Source organism: Rhizobium subbaraonis (assembly GCF_900220975.1).
Taxonomy (GTDB): domain Bacteria; phylum Pseudomonadota; class Alphaproteobacteria; order Rhizobiales; family Rhizobiaceae; genus Mycoplana; species Mycoplana subbaraonis.
Genome location: NZ_OBQD01000017.1, coordinates 1 through 16,648 on the forward strand (window position 1 = coordinate 1; position 16,648 = coordinate 16,648).

At 61.4% G+C, this 16,648-nt stretch carries 28 protein-coding genes; 27 read left to right on the forward strand and 1 reads right to left on the reverse strand.

Annotated elements, in window-relative coordinates; genetic code table 11:
- Positions 1-552: 552 nt before the first annotated feature.
- The 27 genes from rpsJ to rplQ all read left to right on the forward strand — a co-directional run bounded on the left by rpsJ (position 553) and on the right by rplQ (position 15,692).
- Complete coding sequence (gene rpsJ / locus CRO48_RS22765) at positions 553-861, forward strand: 30S ribosomal protein S10 (protein ID WP_003547547.1); 309 nt, start codon at positions 553-555, stop codon at positions 859-861.
- Positions 862-1,032: 171 nt separating this feature from the next.
- Entirely contained in the window at positions 1,033-1,716 is a 684-nt protein-coding gene (gene rplC, locus CRO48_RS22770; protein WP_097142068.1) for a 50S ribosomal protein L3, read from the forward strand.
- 12 nt (positions 1,717-1,728) lie between these two features.
- On the forward strand, positions 1,729-2,349 hold the full coding sequence (gene rplD, locus CRO48_RS22775) for a 50S ribosomal protein L4 (RefSeq protein ID WP_097142069.1): 621 nt from the start codon (positions 1,729-1,731) through the stop codon (positions 2,347-2,349).
- Entirely contained in the window at positions 2,346-2,639 is a 294-nt protein-coding gene (locus CRO48_RS22780; protein WP_097142070.1) for a 50S ribosomal protein L23, read from the forward strand. The genes rplD and CRO48_RS22780 overlap by 4 nt, the downstream gene beginning before the upstream one ends.
- A 31-nt stretch (positions 2,640-2,670) precedes the next feature.
- The gene (rplB, locus tag CRO48_RS22785; protein ID WP_097142071.1) at positions 2,671-3,507 is read left to right on the forward strand and encodes a 50S ribosomal protein L2; all 837 of its coding nucleotides are present in this window, start codon (positions 2,671-2,673) and stop codon (positions 3,505-3,507) included.
- A 16-nt stretch (positions 3,508-3,523) separates the two neighbouring features.
- Complete coding sequence (rpsS, locus tag CRO48_RS22790; protein ID WP_075627127.1) at positions 3,524-3,802, forward strand: 30S ribosomal protein S19; 279 nt, start codon at positions 3,524-3,526, stop codon at positions 3,800-3,802.
- A gap of 2 nt (positions 3,803-3,804) precedes the next feature.
- The gene (gene rplV, locus CRO48_RS22795; RefSeq protein ID WP_097142072.1) at positions 3,805-4,194 is read left to right on the forward strand and encodes a 50S ribosomal protein L22; all 390 of its coding nucleotides are present in this window, start codon (positions 3,805-3,807) and stop codon (positions 4,192-4,194) included.
- Positions 4,194-4,910 (forward strand): 30S ribosomal protein S3, encoded by a 717-nt coding sequence (gene rpsC / locus CRO48_RS22800; RefSeq protein WP_097142073.1) that lies wholly within the window; start codon positions 4,194-4,196, stop codon positions 4,908-4,910. Before rplV ends, rpsC begins: the two co-directional genes overlap by 1 nt.
- A 34-nt stretch (positions 4,911-4,944) precedes the next feature.
- Positions 4,945-5,358, forward strand: a complete 414-nt coding sequence (gene rplP / locus CRO48_RS22805) for a 50S ribosomal protein L16 (protein WP_097142074.1) — start codon at positions 4,945-4,947, stop codon at positions 5,356-5,358.
- A gap of 10 nt (positions 5,359-5,368) precedes the next feature.
- Positions 5,369-5,569 (forward strand): 50S ribosomal protein L29, encoded by a 201-nt coding sequence (rpmC, locus tag CRO48_RS22810; RefSeq protein ID WP_097142075.1) that lies wholly within the window; start codon positions 5,369-5,371, stop codon positions 5,567-5,569.
- Between the two features lie 12 nt (positions 5,570-5,581).
- The gene (rpsQ, locus tag CRO48_RS22815; RefSeq protein ID WP_097142076.1) at positions 5,582-5,818 is read left to right on the forward strand and encodes a 30S ribosomal protein S17; all 237 of its coding nucleotides are present in this window, start codon (positions 5,582-5,584) and stop codon (positions 5,816-5,818) included.
- Between the two features lie 247 nt (positions 5,819-6,065).
- Positions 6,066-6,434, forward strand: a complete 369-nt coding sequence (rplN, locus tag CRO48_RS22820) for a 50S ribosomal protein L14 (RefSeq protein ID WP_003495199.1) — start codon at positions 6,066-6,068, stop codon at positions 6,432-6,434.
- A 13-nt stretch (positions 6,435-6,447) separates the two neighbouring features.
- Positions 6,448-6,759 (forward strand): 50S ribosomal protein L24, encoded by a 312-nt coding sequence (rplX, locus tag CRO48_RS22825; RefSeq protein ID WP_097142205.1) that lies wholly within the window; start codon positions 6,448-6,450, stop codon positions 6,757-6,759.
- Complete coding sequence (rplE, locus tag CRO48_RS22830; RefSeq protein ID WP_097142077.1) at positions 6,752-7,309, forward strand: 50S ribosomal protein L5; 558 nt, start codon at positions 6,752-6,754, stop codon at positions 7,307-7,309. The genes rplX and rplE overlap by 8 nt, the downstream gene beginning before the upstream one ends.
- A 34-nt stretch (positions 7,310-7,343) precedes the next feature.
- Positions 7,344-7,649 (forward strand): 30S ribosomal protein S14, encoded by a 306-nt coding sequence (rpsN, locus tag CRO48_RS22835; protein ID WP_097142078.1) that lies wholly within the window; start codon positions 7,344-7,346, stop codon positions 7,647-7,649.
- Between the two features lie 12 nt (positions 7,650-7,661).
- Entirely contained in the window at positions 7,662-8,060 is a 399-nt protein-coding gene (gene rpsH, locus CRO48_RS22840) for a 30S ribosomal protein S8 (RefSeq protein WP_097142079.1), read from the forward strand.
- Positions 8,061-8,102: 42 nt separating this feature from the next.
- Positions 8,103-8,636 (forward strand): 50S ribosomal protein L6, encoded by a 534-nt coding sequence (rplF, locus tag CRO48_RS22845; RefSeq protein ID WP_097142080.1) that lies wholly within the window; start codon positions 8,103-8,105, stop codon positions 8,634-8,636.
- A gap of 12 nt (positions 8,637-8,648) precedes the next feature.
- Complete coding sequence (rplR, locus tag CRO48_RS22850; protein WP_097142081.1) at positions 8,649-9,011, forward strand: 50S ribosomal protein L18; 363 nt, start codon at positions 8,649-8,651, stop codon at positions 9,009-9,011.
- Positions 9,012-9,135: 124 nt separating this feature from the next.
- Entirely contained in the window at positions 9,136-9,702 is a 567-nt protein-coding gene (rpsE, locus tag CRO48_RS22855) for a 30S ribosomal protein S5 (RefSeq protein WP_097142082.1), read from the forward strand.
- Positions 9,703-9,715: 13 nt separating this feature from the next.
- Positions 9,716-9,919 (forward strand): 50S ribosomal protein L30, encoded by a 204-nt coding sequence (gene rpmD, locus CRO48_RS22860; protein WP_097142083.1) that lies wholly within the window; start codon positions 9,716-9,718, stop codon positions 9,917-9,919.
- A 13-nt stretch (positions 9,920-9,932) separates the two neighbouring features.
- Positions 9,933-10,403: a 50S ribosomal protein L15 gene (rplO, locus tag CRO48_RS22865; protein ID WP_097142084.1), complete on the forward strand. Its 471-nt coding sequence runs from the start codon at positions 9,933-9,935 to the stop codon at positions 10,401-10,403.
- Between the two features lie 402 nt (positions 10,404-10,805).
- Entirely contained in the window at positions 10,806-12,146 is a 1,341-nt protein-coding gene (secY, locus tag CRO48_RS22870; protein ID WP_097142085.1) for a preprotein translocase subunit SecY, read from the forward strand.
- Positions 12,143-12,721: an adenylate kinase gene (locus CRO48_RS22875; RefSeq protein WP_097142086.1), complete on the forward strand. Its 579-nt coding sequence runs from the start codon at positions 12,143-12,145 to the stop codon at positions 12,719-12,721. The genes secY and CRO48_RS22875 overlap by 4 nt, the downstream gene beginning before the upstream one ends.
- A gap of 233 nt (positions 12,722-12,954) precedes the next feature.
- Positions 12,955-13,323 carry a 30S ribosomal protein S13 gene (gene rpsM, locus CRO48_RS22880; protein ID WP_097142087.1) on the forward strand — a complete coding sequence of 123 codons (369 nt, stop codon included), beginning with the start codon at positions 12,955-12,957 and terminating at the stop codon, positions 13,321-13,323.
- 263 nt (positions 13,324-13,586) lie between these two features.
- Positions 13,587-13,976, forward strand: a complete 390-nt coding sequence (rpsK, locus tag CRO48_RS22885) for a 30S ribosomal protein S11 (RefSeq protein WP_023513823.1) — start codon at positions 13,587-13,589, stop codon at positions 13,974-13,976.
- Positions 13,977-14,079: 103 nt separating this feature from the next.
- Positions 14,080-15,090 (forward strand): DNA-directed RNA polymerase subunit alpha, encoded by a 1,011-nt coding sequence (locus CRO48_RS22890; protein WP_097142088.1) that lies wholly within the window; start codon positions 14,080-14,082, stop codon positions 15,088-15,090.
- A gap of 179 nt (positions 15,091-15,269) precedes the next feature.
- Positions 15,270-15,692, forward strand: coding sequence for a 50S ribosomal protein L17 (gene rplQ, locus CRO48_RS22895; protein WP_097142089.1), 423 nt, complete (start codon positions 15,270-15,272; stop codon positions 15,690-15,692).
- A gap of 310 nt (positions 15,693-16,002) precedes the next feature.
- Here the strand turns inward: rplQ and msrQ are convergent, their stop codons facing one another.
- Positions 16,003-16,647, reverse strand: coding sequence for a protein-methionine-sulfoxide reductase heme-binding subunit MsrQ (gene msrQ, locus CRO48_RS22900; protein WP_097142090.1), 645 nt, complete (start codon positions 16,645-16,647; stop codon positions 16,003-16,005).
- Position 16,648 lies beyond the last annotated feature (1 nt).

Below are 16,648 nucleotides of genomic sequence, written 5' to 3' on the forward strand. Positions count from 1 at the left end.
TCGATCGTCGAGTAATCGACGAGGGCGACGGGGCCGAAAGCTGCCGACGGCTGATAAGTGGTGCAGATGGCGCGCAAGCGCGATCTGCACGCGGCGCCGGCATCGTCGCCTCGATCGTCGAGTAATCGACGAAGGCGACGGGGCCGAAAGCTGCCGACGGCTGATAAGTGGTGCAGATGGCGCGCAAGCGCGATCTGCGCGCGGCACCGGAATCGTCGCCTCGATCGTCGGGGTATCGACGGCGCAACAGCGGAGAACCCGGATCGCGGTGCTATGCGGTCCGGGCATAGCCGCCACGAAAGAATTAGTCGGTCGCACCGCTTGCCGACGACGCGAAAATAGTGCAAATGGCGCGCAAGCGTGATTTGTACCGTGCTTCGTCCGGTGCGATCGCCAGGAACAAGGCCAGCCTTGGCCGCTCAAATAGGAAGGGGCAGGGGAAACCCTGTCCCTCCGATCTTTGAAAAGTTAGCGGACTGGCTGAAGATTAAACGAAGTTCAATGCGTGTTCCCTAACGGGAGCCGCGACAAGCAAGAACAAGGACAAGTCGTATGAACGGCCAGAACATCCGCATTCGCCTCAAGGCGTTTGATCACCGGATCCTCGATGCCTCCACGCGCGAAATCGTGTCGACGGCCAAGCGTACCGGTGCCAGTGTCCGCGGCCCCGTGCCGCTCCCGACACGTATTGAGAAATTCACGGTCAACCGGTCGCCTCACATCGACAAGAAGAGCCGCGAACAGTTCGAGATGCGCACTCACAAGCGTCTTCTCGATATCGTCGACCCGACCCCTCAGACGGTCGACGCCCTGATGAAGCTCGATCTCGCCGCCGGCGTCGACGTAGAGATCAAGCTCTAATCAGGACTTTGTGAAAGTCCGGCGCAAGCCGAATAACAAGGAAGGTACGTGGCGGTGACGCCAACGGCTTCTAGGAACGGGAAACCCGAAGGTCGGATGGCCTCCGTGGAATCCTTAAACAAGAGGCGTGTAGGGGCCTTGCCCCCACAGGACTTCTAAGAGGAATGAACCATGCGTTCAGGTGTGATTGCACAGAAAGTGGGAATGACTCGCGTCTACAACGACGCAGGAGAGCACGTTCCCGTAACAGTTTTGCGATTGGACGGCTGCCAGGTCGTCGCTCATCGCACGGAAGACAAGAACGGCTACACCGCAGTTCAGCTGGGTGCCGGCCGCTCGAAGGTTAAGAATACGTCGAAGGCGCTCCGTGGCCAGTTCGCTGCCGCCAGCGTCGAGCCGAAGGCGAAGCTCGTCGAGTTCCGCGTTTCCGCGGACAATCTGATCGACATCGGTGCGGAACTTTCCGCCAGCCACTTCATCGCCGGCCAGCTGGTCGACGTGACGGGCACGACGATCGGTAAGGGCTTTGCCGGCGCGATCAAGCGTCACAACTTCGGTGGCCTGCGCGCCACGCACGGCGTATCCGTCTCGCACCGTTCGCATGGTTCGACCGGCTCCAACCAGGATCCGGGTCGCGTCTGGAAGGGCAAGCGCATGGCTGGTCACATGGGCCAGACGCGCGTCACCACCCAGAACCTCGAGGTCGTTTCGACCGATGAGGACCGCGGTCTGATCCTCGTCAAGGGCGCGGTCCCGGGCTCCAAGGGCGCCTGGATCGTCGTTCGCGACGCCATCAAGTCCGGCACGCCGGCCGACGCTCCGCGTCCTGCCGCTGTCCGCGCTGCAGCTAAGTAAGGGAGCCTGGTTATGGATCTCAAAGTCACGACCCTCGAAGGGAAGGACGCCGGCAAGGTTTCCCTCTCCGACGCGATCTTCGGCCTCGAGCCGCGCGAGGACATCATTGCCCGCGTCGTTCGCTGGCAGCTCGCCAAGAAGCAGCAGGGCACGCATAAGTCCAAGGGCCGCGCGGAAGTTTCCCGCACCGGCGCCAAGATGTACAAGCAGAAGGGTACGGGCCGCGCTCGTCACCATTCGGCTCGCGCTCCGCAGTTCCGCGGCGGCGGCAAGGCTCACGGCCCGGTCGTTCGCAGCCACGCTCACGACCTTCCCAAGAAGGTTCGCGCCCTCGGCCTGCGTCATGCCCTCTCGGCCAAGCTGAAGGCTGAAGACATCATCATCGTTGATGACTTCGTCGCCAAGGAAGCCAAGACCAAGGCGCTGGCCGGCTCGTTCGCCAGCCTCGGCCTGACCAACGCCCTCTTCATCGGCGGCGCTGAGCTCGACAACAACTTCAAGCTCGCAGCCCAGAACATCCCGAACGTGGACGTTCTGCCGATCCAGGGCATCAACGTGTACGACATCCTGCGTCGCGGCAAGCTCGTGCTTTCCAAGGCTGCAGTCGAAGCTCTGGAGGAGCGGTTCAAATGACGGATCTTCGCCACTACGATGTGATCGTCTCGCCGGCGATCACCGAAAAGTCGACGCTGGTATCCGAGCATAACCAGGTCGTATTCAACGTTGCCAAGACCGCTTCCAAGCCTGAGATCAAGGCTGCAGTCGAAGCGCTCTTCGGCGTCAAGGTCACGGCTGTGAACACGCTCGTCCGCAAGGGCAAGGTCAAGCGTTTCCGCGGCTTCTCCGGCCGGCAGGGAGATGTCAAGAAGGCTATCGTCACGCTTGCTGACGGTCAGTCGATCGACGTCTCCACCGGGCTCTAATCGGGCAGTCGGCTAAAGAGGACATAAGAAAATGGCATTGAAAAGTTTCAATCCGACCACCCCGAGCCAGCGTCAGCTGGTCATCGTCGACCGTTCGGGCCTCTACAAGGGCAAGCCGGTCAAGGCGCTGACCGAAGGTCTCTCCAAGAGCGGTGGCCGTAACAACCTCGGTCGCATCACGGCCCGCTTTATCGGTGGCGGTCACAAGCGCACCTACCGTCTGGTTGACTTCAAGCGTCGCAAGTTCGACGTCGAAGGCACCGTCGAGCGTCTGGAGTACGACCCGAACCGCACCGCGTTCATTGCGCTCGTCAACTATGCCGACGGCGAACAGGCCTACATTCTCGCTCCGCAGCGCCTCGCTGCCGGCGACAAGGTCATCGCTTCGGAGAAGGCTGTTGACGTCAAGCCTGGCAACACGATGCCCCTGCAGTACATCCCGGTTGGCTCGATCGTTCACAACGTCGAGATGAAGCCGGGCAAGGGCGGCCAGATCGCCCGTTCGGCAGGCACCTTCGTCCAGCTCGTCGGCCGCGACCAGGGCATGGCGATCCTGCGTCTGAACTCGGGTGAGCAGCGCCTCGTGCACGGCTCCTGCCTGGCTTCGATCGGCGCGGTTTCCAACCCGGATCACGGCAACATCAACGACGGCAAGGCCGGTCGTACGCGTTGGCGCGGCAAGACCCCGCATAACCGCGGTGTCGTCATGAACCCGGTCGACCACCCGCACGGTGGTGGTGAAGGCCGCACGTCCGGTGGTCGTCACCCGGTTTCCCCGTGGGGCAAGCCGACCAAGGGCAAGCGCACCCGTTCGAACAAGTCGACCGACAAGTTCATCATGCGCTCGCGCCACCTGAAGAAGAAGTAAGAGAGGTTAGTCAGAAATGGCTCGTTCAGTATGGAAAGGCCCGTTTGTTGACGGCTATCTTCTCAAGAAGGCTGAGAAGGTGCGCGAGGGCGGCCGCAACGAAGTGATCAAGATCTGGAGCCGTCGCTCCACGATCCTGCCGCAGTTCGTCGGCCTCACGTTTGGCGTCTACAACGGCAGCAAGCACGTTCCGGTCAGCGTCAACGAAGACATGGTTGGACACAAGTTCGGTGAATTCTCTCCGACCCGGACCTACTACGGTCACGGTGCGGACAAGAAGGCGAAGAGGAAGTAACGATGGGCAAGGCAAAAGCCGAACGTCGGCTGAAGGATAATGAGGCGCAAGCAGTTGCGCGCACGATCCGCGTCAGCCCCCAGAAGCTCAACCTGGTTGCCGCGATGATCCGCGGCAAGAAGGTCGACCGCGCTCTGGCCGAACTCGAGTTCTCCCGCAAGCGCATTGCCGGCACCGTCAGGAAGACGCTGGAATCGGCAATCGCAAACGCCGAAAACAACCACGATCTCGACGTCGACTCGCTCGTCGTCGCTGAGGCTTTCGTTGGCAAGTCGATCGTCATGAAGCGCTTCCACGCCCGTGGCCGTGGTCGCGCATCGCGCATCGAAAAGCCCTTCGCGCACCTGACGATTGTCGTCCGCGAAGTCGAAGCCAAAGGGGAGGCCGCATAATGGGTCAGAAAATCAATCCGATCGGCTTCCGCCTCGGCATCAACCGTACCTGGGATAGCCGCTGGTTTGCCGACAACGCCGAATACGGCCAGCTCCTTCACGAAGACCTGAAGATCCGCAAGTATCTGATGGCCGAACTGAAGCAGGCCGGCATCTCCAAGGTCGTCATCGAGCGCCCGCACAAGAAGTGCCGCGTCACGATCCACTCGGCTCGCCCGGGTCTGATCATCGGCAAGAAGGGTGCGGACATCGAGAAGCTGCGCAAGAAGCTCTCCGAGATGACCAATTCGGAAACGCACCTCAACATCGTCGAGGTGCGCAAGCCCGAAACCGACGCGACGCTGGTTGCCCAGTCGATCGCCCAGCAGCTCGAGCGCCGCGTGGCTTTCCGCCGTGCGATGAAGCGTGCTGTTCAGTCGGCCATGCGTCTTGGCGCCGAAGGCATCAAGATCACCTGCGCCGGCCGTCTGGGTGGCGCGGAAATCGCGCGTACCGAATGGTACCGTGAAGGCCGCGTTCCGCTGCACACGCTGCGTGCGGACATCGACTATGGTACGGCAGAAGCGGAAACCGCTTTCGGCATTTGCGGCATCAAGGTCTGGATCTTCAAGGGCGAAATCCTTGAGCACGATCCGATGGCCTCCGAGCGCCGCGCGACCGAAGGTGAAGCCCAGGGCGCAGGCCAGGGCGAACGCCGTCGCCGTGAAAACGCTTAATTCGCTTTAGGCGAGCAGATCGGAGAATAGAAAAATGTTGCAGCCAAAGCGTACAAAGTACCGCAAGCAGTTCAAGGGCCGCATCAAGGGCGTCGCCAAGGGCGGCTCGGACCTCGCCTTCGGCGAGTTCGGCTTGAAGGCTCAGGAACCCAACCGCGTCAACGCGCGCGAGATCGAGGCGGCCCGCCGCGCGATCACCCGCTACATGAAGCGTGCAGGTCGCGTCTGGATCCGCGTGTTCCCGGACACCCCGGTAACCGCAAAGCCCACCGAAGTCCGTATGGGTAAGGGTAAGGGCTCGGTGGAATACTGGGCAGCCAAGGTTAAGCCCGGCCGTATGATGTTCGAGATCGACGGCGTCAGCGAAGAGATCGCTCGCGAAGCTCTTCGTCTGGGTTCGGCCAAGCTCTCGGTCAAGACGCGCTTCGTTCAGCGCATTGCAGAGTAAGGATTGAGCCATGAAAGCCGTAGATGTTCGCGCACTGAGCGCCGACCAGCTTAATGACGAGCTCGCAAAGCTGAAGAAGGAGCAGTTCAACCTGCGCTTCCAGAAGGCGACCGGCCAGCTCGAAAAGTCCTCGCGTATCAACGAAGTCCGCAAGGACATCGCCCGCGTGAAAACCATTGCCCGCCAGAAGGCGGCAGAAGCCAAGGCCTAAGGACCAAGAAAAATGCCGAAACGCATTCTGCAGGGCACTGTAGTCAGCGACAAGAACGACAAGACTGTTGTCGTTCGCGTCGAACGCCGCTTTGCACACCCGCTTCTTCAGAAGACCGTTCGTCGCTCGAAGAAGTACAAGGCGCATGACGAGGCCAACCAGTACAAGATCGGCGACGTCGTTTCCATCCAGGAATGCGCCCCGATTTCGAAGGACAAGCGCTGGACGGTCGTTTCCGCCCAGGCTTAATTTATGCACTTTTCGCGCAAGGGGTTGCCCTTTGCGCGAAATCCTGTATGAAGCAGCGCAAGGACGCTCGGAATCGGGCGTTCTTTTGCTTTGAGCGCAGGGAAGGTCCCGGGGTTTCGCCAGGCGGAACCGACGAGGAAACCACCTTGGCAAGACCCATCCCGCGCGAAAAACATAGATTCTCATAAGCTGGAACAGGGGGCTTCTGTGCCCAACCGGTCCGGTTACAACAAGAAGGCGACCTGACATGATTCAGATGCAGACTAACCTCGACGTCGCGGATAATTCCGGCGCACGTCGTGTCATGTGCATCAAGGTGCTGGGCGGCTCCAAGCGCAAGTACGCTTCTGTCGGCGACATCATCGTCGTCTCGATCAAGGAAGCTATTCCGCGTGGCCGCGTGAAGAAGGGCGACGTGATGAAGGCGGTGGTCGTTCGTACCGCCAAGGACATCCGCCGTGCAGATGGCAGCGTCATTCGTTTTGACAACAACGCAGCCGTCCTGATCGACAACAAGAAAGAGCCCATCGGCACCCGTATCTTCGGACCGGTTCCGCGCGAGCTGCGCGCCAAGAACCACATGAAGATCATCTCGCTGGCTCCGGAAGTACTCTAAGGGAGCGATGGCAATGCAGAAGATTCGCAAGGGCGACAAGGTCGTCGTTTTGACCGGTAAGGACAAGGGCCGTACCGGTGAAGTCGTTCAGGTCATGCCGAAGGAAGATCGCGCGATCGTGCGTGGCGTCAACGTGGTCAAGCGCCACCAGCGCCAGACCCAGTCGCAGGAAGCCGGCATCATCAGCAAGGAAGCTTCGATCCACCTGTCGAACATCGCGATCGCCGACCCCAAGGACGGCAAGCCGACCCGCGTCGGTTTCAAGATCGAGGGCGACAAGAAGGTTCGTGTAGCAAAGCGTTCGGGAGTGTCGATCGATGGCTGACACCAAGTATGAGCCGCGGCTCAAGAAGGATTACGTCGAGCGCATTCGCGCGGCGCTGAAGGAGCAGTTCTCCTACGCCAACGAGATGCAGATCCCGCGCCTGGACAAGATCGTCATCAACATGGGCGTCGGCGAATCGACGGGCGACTCGAAGAAGCCTTCGGTTGCTGCGGCCGACCTGGCAGCGATTGCCGGCCAGAAGCCGGTTATCACCCGTGCCCGCAACTCCATCGCGGGCTTCAAGCTCCGCGAAGGCATGCCGATCGGCGCCAAGGTCACCCTTCGCGGCGTGCGCATGTACGAATTTCTGGATCGCCTCGTGAACATCGCGCTGCCCCGCGTGCGCGACTTCCGTGGTCTGAACCCGAAGTCCTTCGATGGCCGTGGCAACTTCGCCATGGGTATCAAGGAGCACATTGTGTTCCCTGAAATCAACTACGACAAGGTTGATCAGATGTGGGGCATGGACATCATCGTTTGCACGACGGCCAAGACGGACGACGAAGCTCGCGCTCTCCTGAAAGAGCTCAACTTCCCGTTCCGCCAGTAATCCGTAACGACAAGCGTAAAGAAGGATAACTGTTATGGCGAAAACGAGCGCAGTCGAAAAGAACAAGCGCCGCCGCAAACTGGTAGCCAATCATGCCGCTAAGCGTGCGGCCCTGAAGGCGATCATCCAGAACCAGTCGCTTCCCATCGAGGACCGGTTCAAGGCCACCCTGAAGCTTGCCGCCCTGCCGCGCAATGGCTCCAAGACCCGCATTCGCAACCGTTGCGAAGTGACGGGCCGTCCGCGCGCATTCTATCGCAAACTCAAGATGTCGCGTATCGCGCTTCGCGAACTGGGCAATCTCGGCAAGGTGCCGGGCATCGTCAAGTCGAGCTGGTAAGGAGACGGGTACATGGCAATGACTGATCCTTTGGGCGATATGCTCACCCGTATCCGCAACGGCGCCGCACGCCGCAAGTCCAGCGTTTCCACGCCGGCTTCCAAGCTGCGCGCCCGCGTTCTGGATGTCCTTCAGGCTGAAGGCTACATCCGCGGATACTCCGAGGTCGAATTCGACAACGGCAAGGCCGAGCTGAACATCGAACTGAAGTACTACGAAGGCGCGTCCGTGATCCGCAAGATCGACCGCGTCTCCAAGCCGGGCCGCCGGGTCTATGTCTCGGTAAAGTCCATTCCGCAGGTCGCGAACGGCCTCGGCATCACCATCCTTTCGACCCCGAAGGGCGTGATGGCCGATCACCAGGCACGCGAACAGAACGTTGGTGGCGAGATTCTTTGCTCTGTCTTCTAAGACAGGGCAGGGATCTCCATAACGAACAGACAGGATAAAACAATGTCTCGTATCGGTAAGAAGCCCGTTCCGGTTCCCGCTGGTGTCACCGCGACCGTCGATGGTCAGAAGGTCACCGCAAAGGGCCCGAAGGGCGAACTGTTCTTCGTCGCCAATGACGAAGTGTCGGTAAAGCTGGAAGACAACGCCGTTGTCGTTCAGCCGATCAACGCCAGCAAGGATGCTCGCTCCAAGTGGGGCATGTCCCGCACGATGGTCGAGAACATCTTCAAGGGTGTCAAGGACGGCTACGAGCGCAAGCTCGAAATCAACGGCGTCGGTTACCGCGCGTCGCTCCAGGGCAAGAACCTGCAGCTGGCACTCGGCTTCAGCCATGACGTGGTCTATGAGCCGCCGGTCGGGATCAGCATCGCTGTTCCCAAGCCGACGGAAATCATCGTCAGCGGCATCAACAAGCAGCAGGTCGGCCAGGTCGCTGCGGAGATCCGCGAATACCGTGGCCCCGAGCCCTACAAGGGCAAGGGCGTCAAGTATGCCGAAGAGCGGATTGTCCGCAAAGAAGGCAAGAAGAAGTAAGGATCACGCGAAATGGCTAGCAGGAAAGAAGCTCTCGTGCGCCGCGCCAACCGCGTGCGCCGTTCCATCAAGGCGGTCGCCAACGGCCGTCCGCGCCTGTCGGTTCATCGCTCGTCGAAGAACATCTACGTACAGGTTATCGACGACGTGGCCGGCAAGACGCTTGCGTCCGCCTCCACGCTCGACACCGATCTGCGCTCGTCGCTGAAGACGGGCGCCGACACGGCAGCTGCTGCTGCCGTCGGCAAGCTCATTGCTGAGCGCGCCACCAAGGCAGGCGTCAAGGAAGTGGTATTCGACCGCGGCGCCTTCATCTATCACGGCCGCATCAAGGCTCTTGCCGAAGCTGCCCGTGAAGGTGGCCTGAGCTTCTGATTGATCCTGGCGGGCTTCGTGCCCGCCACATTCGATCAGTGGGTACCGGTCGCTTGCCCAAGAATGGGCAGGCGACTTTTGTCAATCTGCCGATTGCACCCGGAAAAGAAAAAGGAAAAGGACAATGGCACAAGAAAGACGCGGTCGTGAAGACCGCCAGAACCGCGAAGAGCGCGACAGCGAGTTTGTCGACAAGCTCGTAGCAATCAACCGCGTCGCCAAGGTGGTGAAGGGCGGCCGTCGTTTCGGCTTTGCAGCCCTCGTCGTCGTTGGTGACCAGAAGGGCCGCGTTGGCTTCGGTCACGGGAAGGCCCGTGAAGTTCCGGAAGCCATCCGCAAGGCAACCGAAGCTGCCAAGCGCGAACTGATCTTCGTTCCGCTGCGTTCGGGCCGCACGCTGCACCACGACGTGCAGGGCCGCCACGGCGCCGGCAAGGTTCTCCTGCGTTCGGCCAAGGCCGGTACCGGTATCATCGCCGGTGGCCCGATGCGTGCCGTCTTCGAAACGCTCGGCATCCACGATGTCGTCGCCAAGTCGACCGGTTCGTCGAACCCCTACAACATGATCCGTGCGACGTTTGACGCGCTGAAGAGCCAGATGCATCCCAAGGACATCGCTGCACAGCGTGGCCTGAAGTATGCAACGCTGCAGGCCCGCCGCGCTTCCGCCGGCGTCGCTTCCGAAGAATAAGGGAGCTTGACCAATGGCTAAGAAAGAAGCTGCAAAGAAGACGGTCTCCGTCGAGCAGATCGGTTCGCCGATCCGCCGCCCGGCCATTCAGCGCCAGACGCTGATCGGCCTCGGTCTCAACAAGATGCACCGGGTCAGCACGCTGGAAGATACGCCTTCCGTTCGTGGCATGATCCGTGCCGTCCAGCACCTCGTTCGCGTCGTCGACGAGAAGTGAGGGGGATAAGATCATGAAACTGAACGAAATCAAGGACAACGAAGGTTCTACCCAGAACCGCAAGCGCGTCGGCCGCGGCATCGGTTCCGGCTCCGGCAAGACCGGTGGCCGCGGTGTCAAGGGTCAGAAGGCTCGTTCGGGCGTCGCCATCAACGGCTTCGAGGGCGGCCAGATGCCGATCTATCGTCGCCTGCCGAAGCGCGGCTTCAACAACATCTTCGCATCTGAGTTCGTCACCGTTTCGCTGGCGCGCCTGCAGACCGCGATCGATGCCAAGAAGCTCGACCCGAAGGCGACCGTCGATGCTGCTGCCCTGAAGGCTGCCGGCGTCATCCGTCGTCCCAAGGACGGCGTTCGCATCCTCGCCGACGGCGAGCTGAAGGCGAAGCTCTCGATCGAAGTTGCTGGCGCTTCCAAGGCTGCCATCGAGAAGATCGAACAGGCTGGCGGCAGCATCAAGCTGCTTTCGGCTGCTGCTGAATAATCCATTCGGATTTTCTGCGCCCGGGGTGCTTCACTCCGGGCGTTTGCGCTCCCATATGTGAACCTGCCCCGAGGGGGGCAAATGGTCGCAACGTGGTAAGGGCGCGCTGCCCAATTCCTTAGATCCCATCGGCTTTAAGGAATTCGGCAGGGGCGGGAGAGATATCCGCTGTCTGTTTCCGGGGAGTTTCGACCGGGCGAGGGGTCGGATTGCTTGACAATCGAGGTTTCGCCCGGTTTACCCTCCGTGCCGCCTGCTTTGCCCTGGCAGGGCCGGGGGAAAATTTTCGAGCGCGCGCTTTGAACGGAAGGCCTTCCGCAAGAACACGCGCTGCAACGGTTCAGCCATTGCCCGGGTCCGGCACTCCGGCCTCTTCCCGGGCATGGTTACGCGGAGAAACGCATGGCATCGGCAGCGGAACAACTCGCCTCCAATCTCAATTTTTCGACCTTCGCCAAGGCCGAGGATCTCAAGAAGCGCCTCTGGTTCACGCTGGGCGCGCTGCTGGTCTACCGTCTCGGCACCTACATTCCGCTTCCCGGCCTGAACGCCGATGCATTCGCCCGTGCCTTCCAGGGCCAGAGCGGCGGTATTCTCGGCCTGTTCAACATGTTCTCGGGCGGTGCGGTCGAGCGCATGGCAATCTTCGCGCTCGGCATCATGCCCTACATCTCCGCCTCCATTATCGTTCAGCTGATGACGTCGGTCGTTCCGGCGCTGGAGCAGCTGAAGAAGGAAGGCGAGCAGGGCCGAAAGATCATCAACCAGTACACCCGCTATGGCACGGTGCTGCTCGGCACTCTGCAGGCCTATGGCATCGCCGTTGGTCTTGAGGGCGGGGAGGGGCTTGTCGTCGACCCGGGCTGGTTCTTCCGCATTTCCACCGTGATCTCGCTGCTCGGCGGCACGATGTTCCTGATGTGGCTAGGTGAGCAGATCACTTCGCGCGGCATCGGTAACGGTATCTCGCTGATCATCTTCGCCGGCATCGTCGCGCATTTGCCGACCGCCATGGCAGGTACGCTCGAGCTCGGTCGCACCGGTGCGCTCTCGTTCGGCGTGATCGCAGCCGTCGTCGTCATGGCCGTTGGCGTCATCGCGCTGATTGTCTTCGTCGAGCGCGCCCAGCGCCGCCTGCTGATCCAGTATCCGAAGCGCCAGGTAGGCAACCGGATGTTCCAGGGCGATACGTCGCACCTGCCGCTGAAGCTCAACACCGCCGGCGTTATCCCCGCGATCTTCGCCTCGTCGCTCCTGCTGCTGCCTGCGACGCTTGCCGGCTTTAGCAACACGACCGAGCTGCCCGGCTGGGCGACCACGATCATTGCCGCGCTTGGTCACGGCCAGCCGCTCTATATGGCGCTCTATGCCGCGATGATCGCCTTCTTCGCCTTCTTCTACACTGCCATCGTCTTCAATCCGAAGGACACGGCGGATAATCTGAAGAAGCACGGTGGCTTCATTCCGGGCATTCGTCCCGGCGAGCGTACCGCGGAATATATCGACTACGTGCTGACCCGTATCACGGTGCTCGGCGCCATCTACCTGGTATTCGTGTGCATCCTTCCGGAAATCCTGATCGCGCAGACCGGCGTGCCGTTCTACCTTGGTGGTACGTCGCTTTTGATTGTTGTCAGCGTGACCCTTGATACTGTAGCACAGATTCAGGGTCATCTGATCGCCCAGCAATATGAAGGGCTGATCAAGAAGTCTAAGCTGCGTGGAGGAAAGAGGGGACGATGAGACTGATATTCTTGGGGCCGCCGGGTGCCGGCAAGGGCACGCAGGCAAAGCTCCTGACGGAGAAGCATGGCATTCCCCAGCTCTCCACCGGCGACATGCTGCGCGCCGCCGTCGCCGCTGAGACGGACGTCGGCAAGCGGGCGAAGGCGGTCATGGATGCCGGCCAGCTCGTCTCCGACGCGATCGTCAACGAAATCGTATCCGACCGAATCGATTCGGCTGATTGTCTCAACGGTTTCATTCTCGACGGCTATCCGCGCACCGTGCCGCAGGCGCAGGCGCTGGATGAGATGCTCGCCGGCAAGGGGCTTCGCCTCGACGCCGTCATCGAGCTCAAGGTTGACGAGGAAGCACTGGTCAGGCGGATGGAGAACCGTGTCGCGGAGACGATCGCGGCCGGCGGCAACGTCCGCTCCGACGACAATCCGGAGGCCTTCAAGCGGCGGCTGACGGAATACCGCGAGAAGACGGCGCCGCTGTCGGAGTACTATTCCTCGACCGGAATGCTGAAGACGGTTGACGGCATGGCCGACGTGAAGGTCGTGACGGAACAGATCGGCAGGATCCTGGCTTAGGGCCATTAATCTGCCATTCGGATCGGCCGGGGTTGACTTTTTCGGCCGATTCCTCTTAAGAGAGCGCCAACTCGCGACAAGCTAGCGATCGGCGCGGATTTCTCGACAAGAACGAGATCCGGAGGCGGTCGCTTTTGACATGTCCCGAACCTCGAAATTGAACGCGCGGCCGCAGGGTCGCATGACGAAGAAACCCACTTGCCGGATGGCAACTGGAAGCAAGGAGAACAGGCGTGGCTCGTATCGCTGGCGTCAACATCCCGACTGCAAAGCGCGTTGTCATCGCGCTGACCTACATCCACGGGATCGGTCCGAAGTTTGCACAGGAAATCATCGAGAAGGTTGGCATCCCGGCCGACCGTCGTGTTCATCAGCTGACCGACGCCGAGGTTCTGGCGATCCGCGAAGCGATCGACCGCGACTATCAGGTCGAAGGCGACCTGCGCCGCGAGACGTCGATGAACATCAAGCGTCTGATGGATCTCGGCTGCTACCGCGGCCTGCGTCACCGTCGCGGCCTTCCTGTTCGCGGCCAGCGCACGCACACCAACGCTCGTACCCGCAAGGGTCCGGCGAAGGCCATCGCGGGCAAGAAGAAGTAATTTCCCTATATGGGGAATTTGGAGGCTGGCGCCTGCGCCGGCCTCTTTTGAGTTTCGAACGGGGCCCTGGCCGCAATTGCGGTGACCGCTTTTCAAGGTCGTCCCGGTCGGTGGAGCTGCTGGTGTTACGGCAGTGACGATATCGCCGCACGATAGCCTTCGAAGGTGACGTGCACATAACAATCAGGGCAGGGGCGGTAACGCTCCCACCCGGTGGAGCCGCTGGAACTACGGCGGTGTCGAGATCAACGAAAGGAATACCCATGGCCAAGGAAGCCGCACGCGTCCGCCGTCGCGAACGCAAGAACATCACCTCCGGTGTTGCTCACGTCAATTCGTCGTTCAACAACACGATGATCACCATCACCGACGCGCAGGGCAATGCTATTGCCTGGTCGTCTGCCGGTGCCAAGGGCTTCAAGGGTTCGCGCAAGTCGACCCCGTTCGCCGCCCAGATCGCTGCTGAAGACTGCGCCAAGAAGGCTCAGGAGCACGGCATGAAGTCGCTCGAAGTCGAAGTCTGCGGCCCAGGTTCCGGTCGCGAATCGGCTCTGCGCGCCCTGCAGGCTGCCGGCTTCATGATCACCTCGATCCGCGACGTGACGCCGATCCCGCACAACGGCTGCCGTCCGCGCAAGAAGCGCCGCGTCTGATCATTCGCAATCGTCATGCCGGCCGGCGCGCCTTTCGCGCCGACGGCTCTTCAAGGCTCGGCCGCCACGATTGGATGGTGGTGGCGAACGGAAGGCAAAAGATATGATCCAGAAAAACTGGCAGGAACTGATCAAGCCGAACAAGGTGGAGTTCGCCTCGTCGGGCCGCACGAAGGTTAGCCTCGTCGCGGAACCGCTGGAGCGCGGCTTCGGCCTGACCCTCGGCAACGCGCTTCGCCGCGTTCTGCTGTCGTCGCTGCGTGGCGCTGCCGTCACCGCAGTACAGATCGACGGCGTTCTGCACGAGTTCTCCTCGATCCCGGGCGTCCGGGAAGACGTGACCGACATCGTGCTCAACATCAAGGAAATCGCCATCAAGATGGATGGCGACGATTCCAAGCGCATGGTCGTGCGCAAGCAGGGCCCGGGCGTCGTCACCGCCGGTGACATCCAGACGGTCGGCGATATCGAGATCCTGAACCCCGACCACGTGATCTGCACGCTCGACGAGGGGGCCGAGATCCGCATGGAGTTCACCGTCAACAACGGCAAGGGCTACGTGCCGGCAGACCGCAACCGCGCCGAAGACGCGCCGATCGGTCTTATCCCGGTCGACAGCCTCTACTCGCCGGTCAAGAAGGTGTCCTACAAGGTCGAAAACACCCGCGAGGGCCAGGTTCTCGACTATGACAAGCTGACGATGTCCATCGAGACCGATGGCTCCGTCACCGGTGAAGACGCGATCGCGTTCGCTGCCCGCATTCTTCAGGACCAGCTGTCGGTCTTCGTCAACTTCGACGAGCCGCAGAAGGAAGCCGAGGAAGAGTCGGTCACCGAGCTGGCGTTCAACCCGGCGCTTCTCAAGAAGGTCGACGAGCTGGAGCTTTCGGTCCGCTCGGCGAACTGCCTGAAGAACGACAACATCGTCTACATCGGCGACCTGATCCAGAAGACGGAAGCGGAAATGCTCCGTACCCCGAACTTCGGTCGCAAGTCGCTGAACGAGATCAAGGAAGTTCTCGCTTCCATGGGGCTGCACCTCGGCATGGAAGTGCCGGCATGGCCGCCCGAGAACATCGAAGATCTCGCCAAGCGCTACGAAGACCAGTACTGAGCGGCACGAGAAAGCGTGCGGGCGGTCTTGCCGCTCGCACGTCGCGCCGATTGAAAGCAACCGAAGGCAGGGTAACGCCGCTGCCTTTCCCCGTCAGACAGCAGGCAGGTCGCCTGTATGTGCCAGGAAACGGCAGGACCGATGAGAGATCGGGAGCCCTGCATTGAAGGAGAATAGCAATGCGCCACCAGAAAGCCGGCCGCAAGCTGAACCGTACCGCCAGCCACCGCAAGGCGATGTTCGCCAACATGGCTGCCTCGCTCATCACCCATGAGCAGATCGTCACCACCCTGCCGAAGGCGAAGGAAATTCGCCCGATCGTCGAAAAGCTCGTCACGCTCGGCAAGCGCGGCGACCTGCATGCCCGCCGTCAGGCGATCTCGCAGGTTCGCGACGCCGCCGTCGTCTCGAAGCTGTTCGACGCGATCGCTTCGCGCTACGCCAACCGTAACGGCGGCTACCTTCGCATCATGAAGGCCGGCTACCGCACGGGCGACAACGCCCCGCTCGCCGTCATCGAGTTCGTCGACCGTGACGTTGCCGCCAAGGGCGCCGCCGACAAGGCCCGCGTCGAAGCCGAGGCTGCCGCCGAAGCCGCCTGATCTTTCGGGCAGCGGAATGAGTTGAGGAGGCCGGGTGCGAAAGCGCCCGGCCTTTTCGTGTTTGCGATACGCCGAAGAGCCGAGGTGCGGGAATGGAACGCGTAAACGTCGCCCTCATTGTGGTGTCTGGCGGATACAGCCCCTCACCCCAACCTTCTCCCGCCGGCGGGAAGAGGGGGCGTTGCGTGCGTTGGAGCCGAGGGTGGCGGAAGTGTCGCGGCGTGTGTCCTTCCCCCCGTTCGCGGGGAGAAGGTGCCGGCAGGCCGATGAAGGGCTGTATTCCCTCCGTCATGCGGATGAGGGCGGCGTCCTACCGCGCGGCGCCAAAGTTCGGCCGCGCGCGTTCGCGTCGCCGCTGGTTGAAGCGCGAGCGCAACAGCCGCCAGACGAGCAGCGCCGCAACTAGCGCGATATAGATCATCTGCTCCGGCCCGACCACCTTCACCGACATCGCAAAGTGTAGCGCACCTGCCGCCGCGATGACGTAGACGAGCTTGTGCAGTCGGATCCAGCGCGGCCCGAGCTTTCGGATCGACCAGTTGTTCGAGGTCAGCGCCAGCGGGATCAACATGACGAGGCCCGCCATGCCGATGGTGATGAAGGGGCGTCTGGCGATATCGGTGACGATCGAGGCGAAATCCAGATACTTGTCGAGGATCATGTAGGTCGCAAAGTGCATGACCACGTACCAGAACGCTAGAAGCCCGAGCGCCCGGCGGTAGCGGATCCAGTTGACGCCGAGGAGGTCGCGGATCGGAGTAATGCAGAGCGTGGCGATCAGGAACCGCAGGGCCCAGATGCCGAGCAGGTGTTCGAATTCCTTGATGGCGTTTCCCGGCAGTTGTCCGGTCGCGCCGAGATAGAACGCTGAGACGGCCGGGATGAAGCCGAGCGTGTACAGCGCCCAGACAGAGGCGCCGTGATACTTGCGGGGCAGGGCAGGGATCGAAGCCATG

Coding starts and splice junctions, on each gene's coding strand:
- rplC (WP_097142068.1), top strand. CDS start 1,033: ATGCGTTCAGGTGTGATTGCACAGAAAGTGGGAATGACTCGCGTCTAC.
- rplO (WP_097142084.1), top strand. CDS start 9,933: ATGAAACTGAACGAAATCAAGGACAACGAAGGTTCTACCCAGAACCGC.
- rplF (WP_097142080.1), top strand. CDS start 8,103: ATGTCTCGTATCGGTAAGAAGCCCGTTCCGGTTCCCGCTGGTGTCACC.
- rpsC (WP_097142073.1), top strand. CDS start 4,194: ATGGGTCAGAAAATCAATCCGATCGGCTTCCGCCTCGGCATCAACCGT.
- rplR (WP_097142081.1), top strand. CDS start 8,649: ATGGCTAGCAGGAAAGAAGCTCTCGTGCGCCGCGCCAACCGCGTGCGC.
- CRO48_RS22875 (WP_097142086.1), top strand. CDS start 12,143: ATGAGACTGATATTCTTGGGGCCGCCGGGTGCCGGCAAGGGCACGCAG.
- rpsQ (WP_097142076.1), top strand. CDS start 5,582: ATGCCGAAACGCATTCTGCAGGGCACTGTAGTCAGCGACAAGAACGAC.
- rpsS (WP_075627127.1), top strand. CDS start 3,524: ATGGCTCGTTCAGTATGGAAAGGCCCGTTTGTTGACGGCTATCTTCTC.
- rpmC (WP_097142075.1), top strand. CDS start 5,369: ATGAAAGCCGTAGATGTTCGCGCACTGAGCGCCGACCAGCTTAATGAC.
- rplV (WP_097142072.1), top strand. CDS start 3,805: ATGGGCAAGGCAAAAGCCGAACGTCGGCTGAAGGATAATGAGGCGCAA.
- CRO48_RS22780 (WP_097142070.1), top strand. CDS start 2,346: ATGACGGATCTTCGCCACTACGATGTGATCGTCTCGCCGGCGATCACC.
- msrQ (WP_097142090.1), bottom strand. CDS start 16,647: ATGGCTTCGATCCCTGCCCTGCCCCGCAAGTATCACGGCGCCTCTGTC.
- rplQ (WP_097142089.1), top strand. CDS start 15,270: ATGCGCCACCAGAAAGCCGGCCGCAAGCTGAACCGTACCGCCAGCCAC.
- rpsH (WP_097142079.1), top strand. CDS start 7,662: ATGGCAATGACTGATCCTTTGGGCGATATGCTCACCCGTATCCGCAAC.
- rplE (WP_097142077.1), top strand. CDS start 6,752: ATGGCTGACACCAAGTATGAGCCGCGGCTCAAGAAGGATTACGTCGAG.
- rplB (WP_097142071.1), top strand. CDS start 2,671: ATGGCATTGAAAAGTTTCAATCCGACCACCCCGAGCCAGCGTCAGCTG.
- rplD (WP_097142069.1), top strand. CDS start 1,729: ATGGATCTCAAAGTCACGACCCTCGAAGGGAAGGACGCCGGCAAGGTT.
- rplX (WP_097142205.1), top strand. CDS start 6,448: ATGCAGAAGATTCGCAAGGGCGACAAGGTCGTCGTTTTGACCGGTAAG.
- rpsE (WP_097142082.1), top strand. CDS start 9,136: ATGGCACAAGAAAGACGCGGTCGTGAAGACCGCCAGAACCGCGAAGAG.
- secY (WP_097142085.1), top strand. CDS start 10,806: ATGGCATCGGCAGCGGAACAACTCGCCTCCAATCTCAATTTTTCGACC.
- rpsJ (WP_003547547.1), top strand. CDS start 553: ATGAACGGCCAGAACATCCGCATTCGCCTCAAGGCGTTTGATCACCGG.
- CRO48_RS22890 (WP_097142088.1), top strand. CDS start 14,080: ATGATCCAGAAAAACTGGCAGGAACTGATCAAGCCGAACAAGGTGGAG.
- rplP (WP_097142074.1), top strand. CDS start 4,945: ATGTTGCAGCCAAAGCGTACAAAGTACCGCAAGCAGTTCAAGGGCCGC.
- rpsK (WP_023513823.1), top strand. CDS start 13,587: ATGGCCAAGGAAGCCGCACGCGTCCGCCGTCGCGAACGCAAGAACATC.
- rplN (WP_003495199.1), top strand. CDS start 6,066: ATGATTCAGATGCAGACTAACCTCGACGTCGCGGATAATTCCGGCGCA.
- rpmD (WP_097142083.1), top strand. CDS start 9,716: ATGGCTAAGAAAGAAGCTGCAAAGAAGACGGTCTCCGTCGAGCAGATC.
- rpsN (WP_097142078.1), top strand. CDS start 7,344: ATGGCGAAAACGAGCGCAGTCGAAAAGAACAAGCGCCGCCGCAAACTG.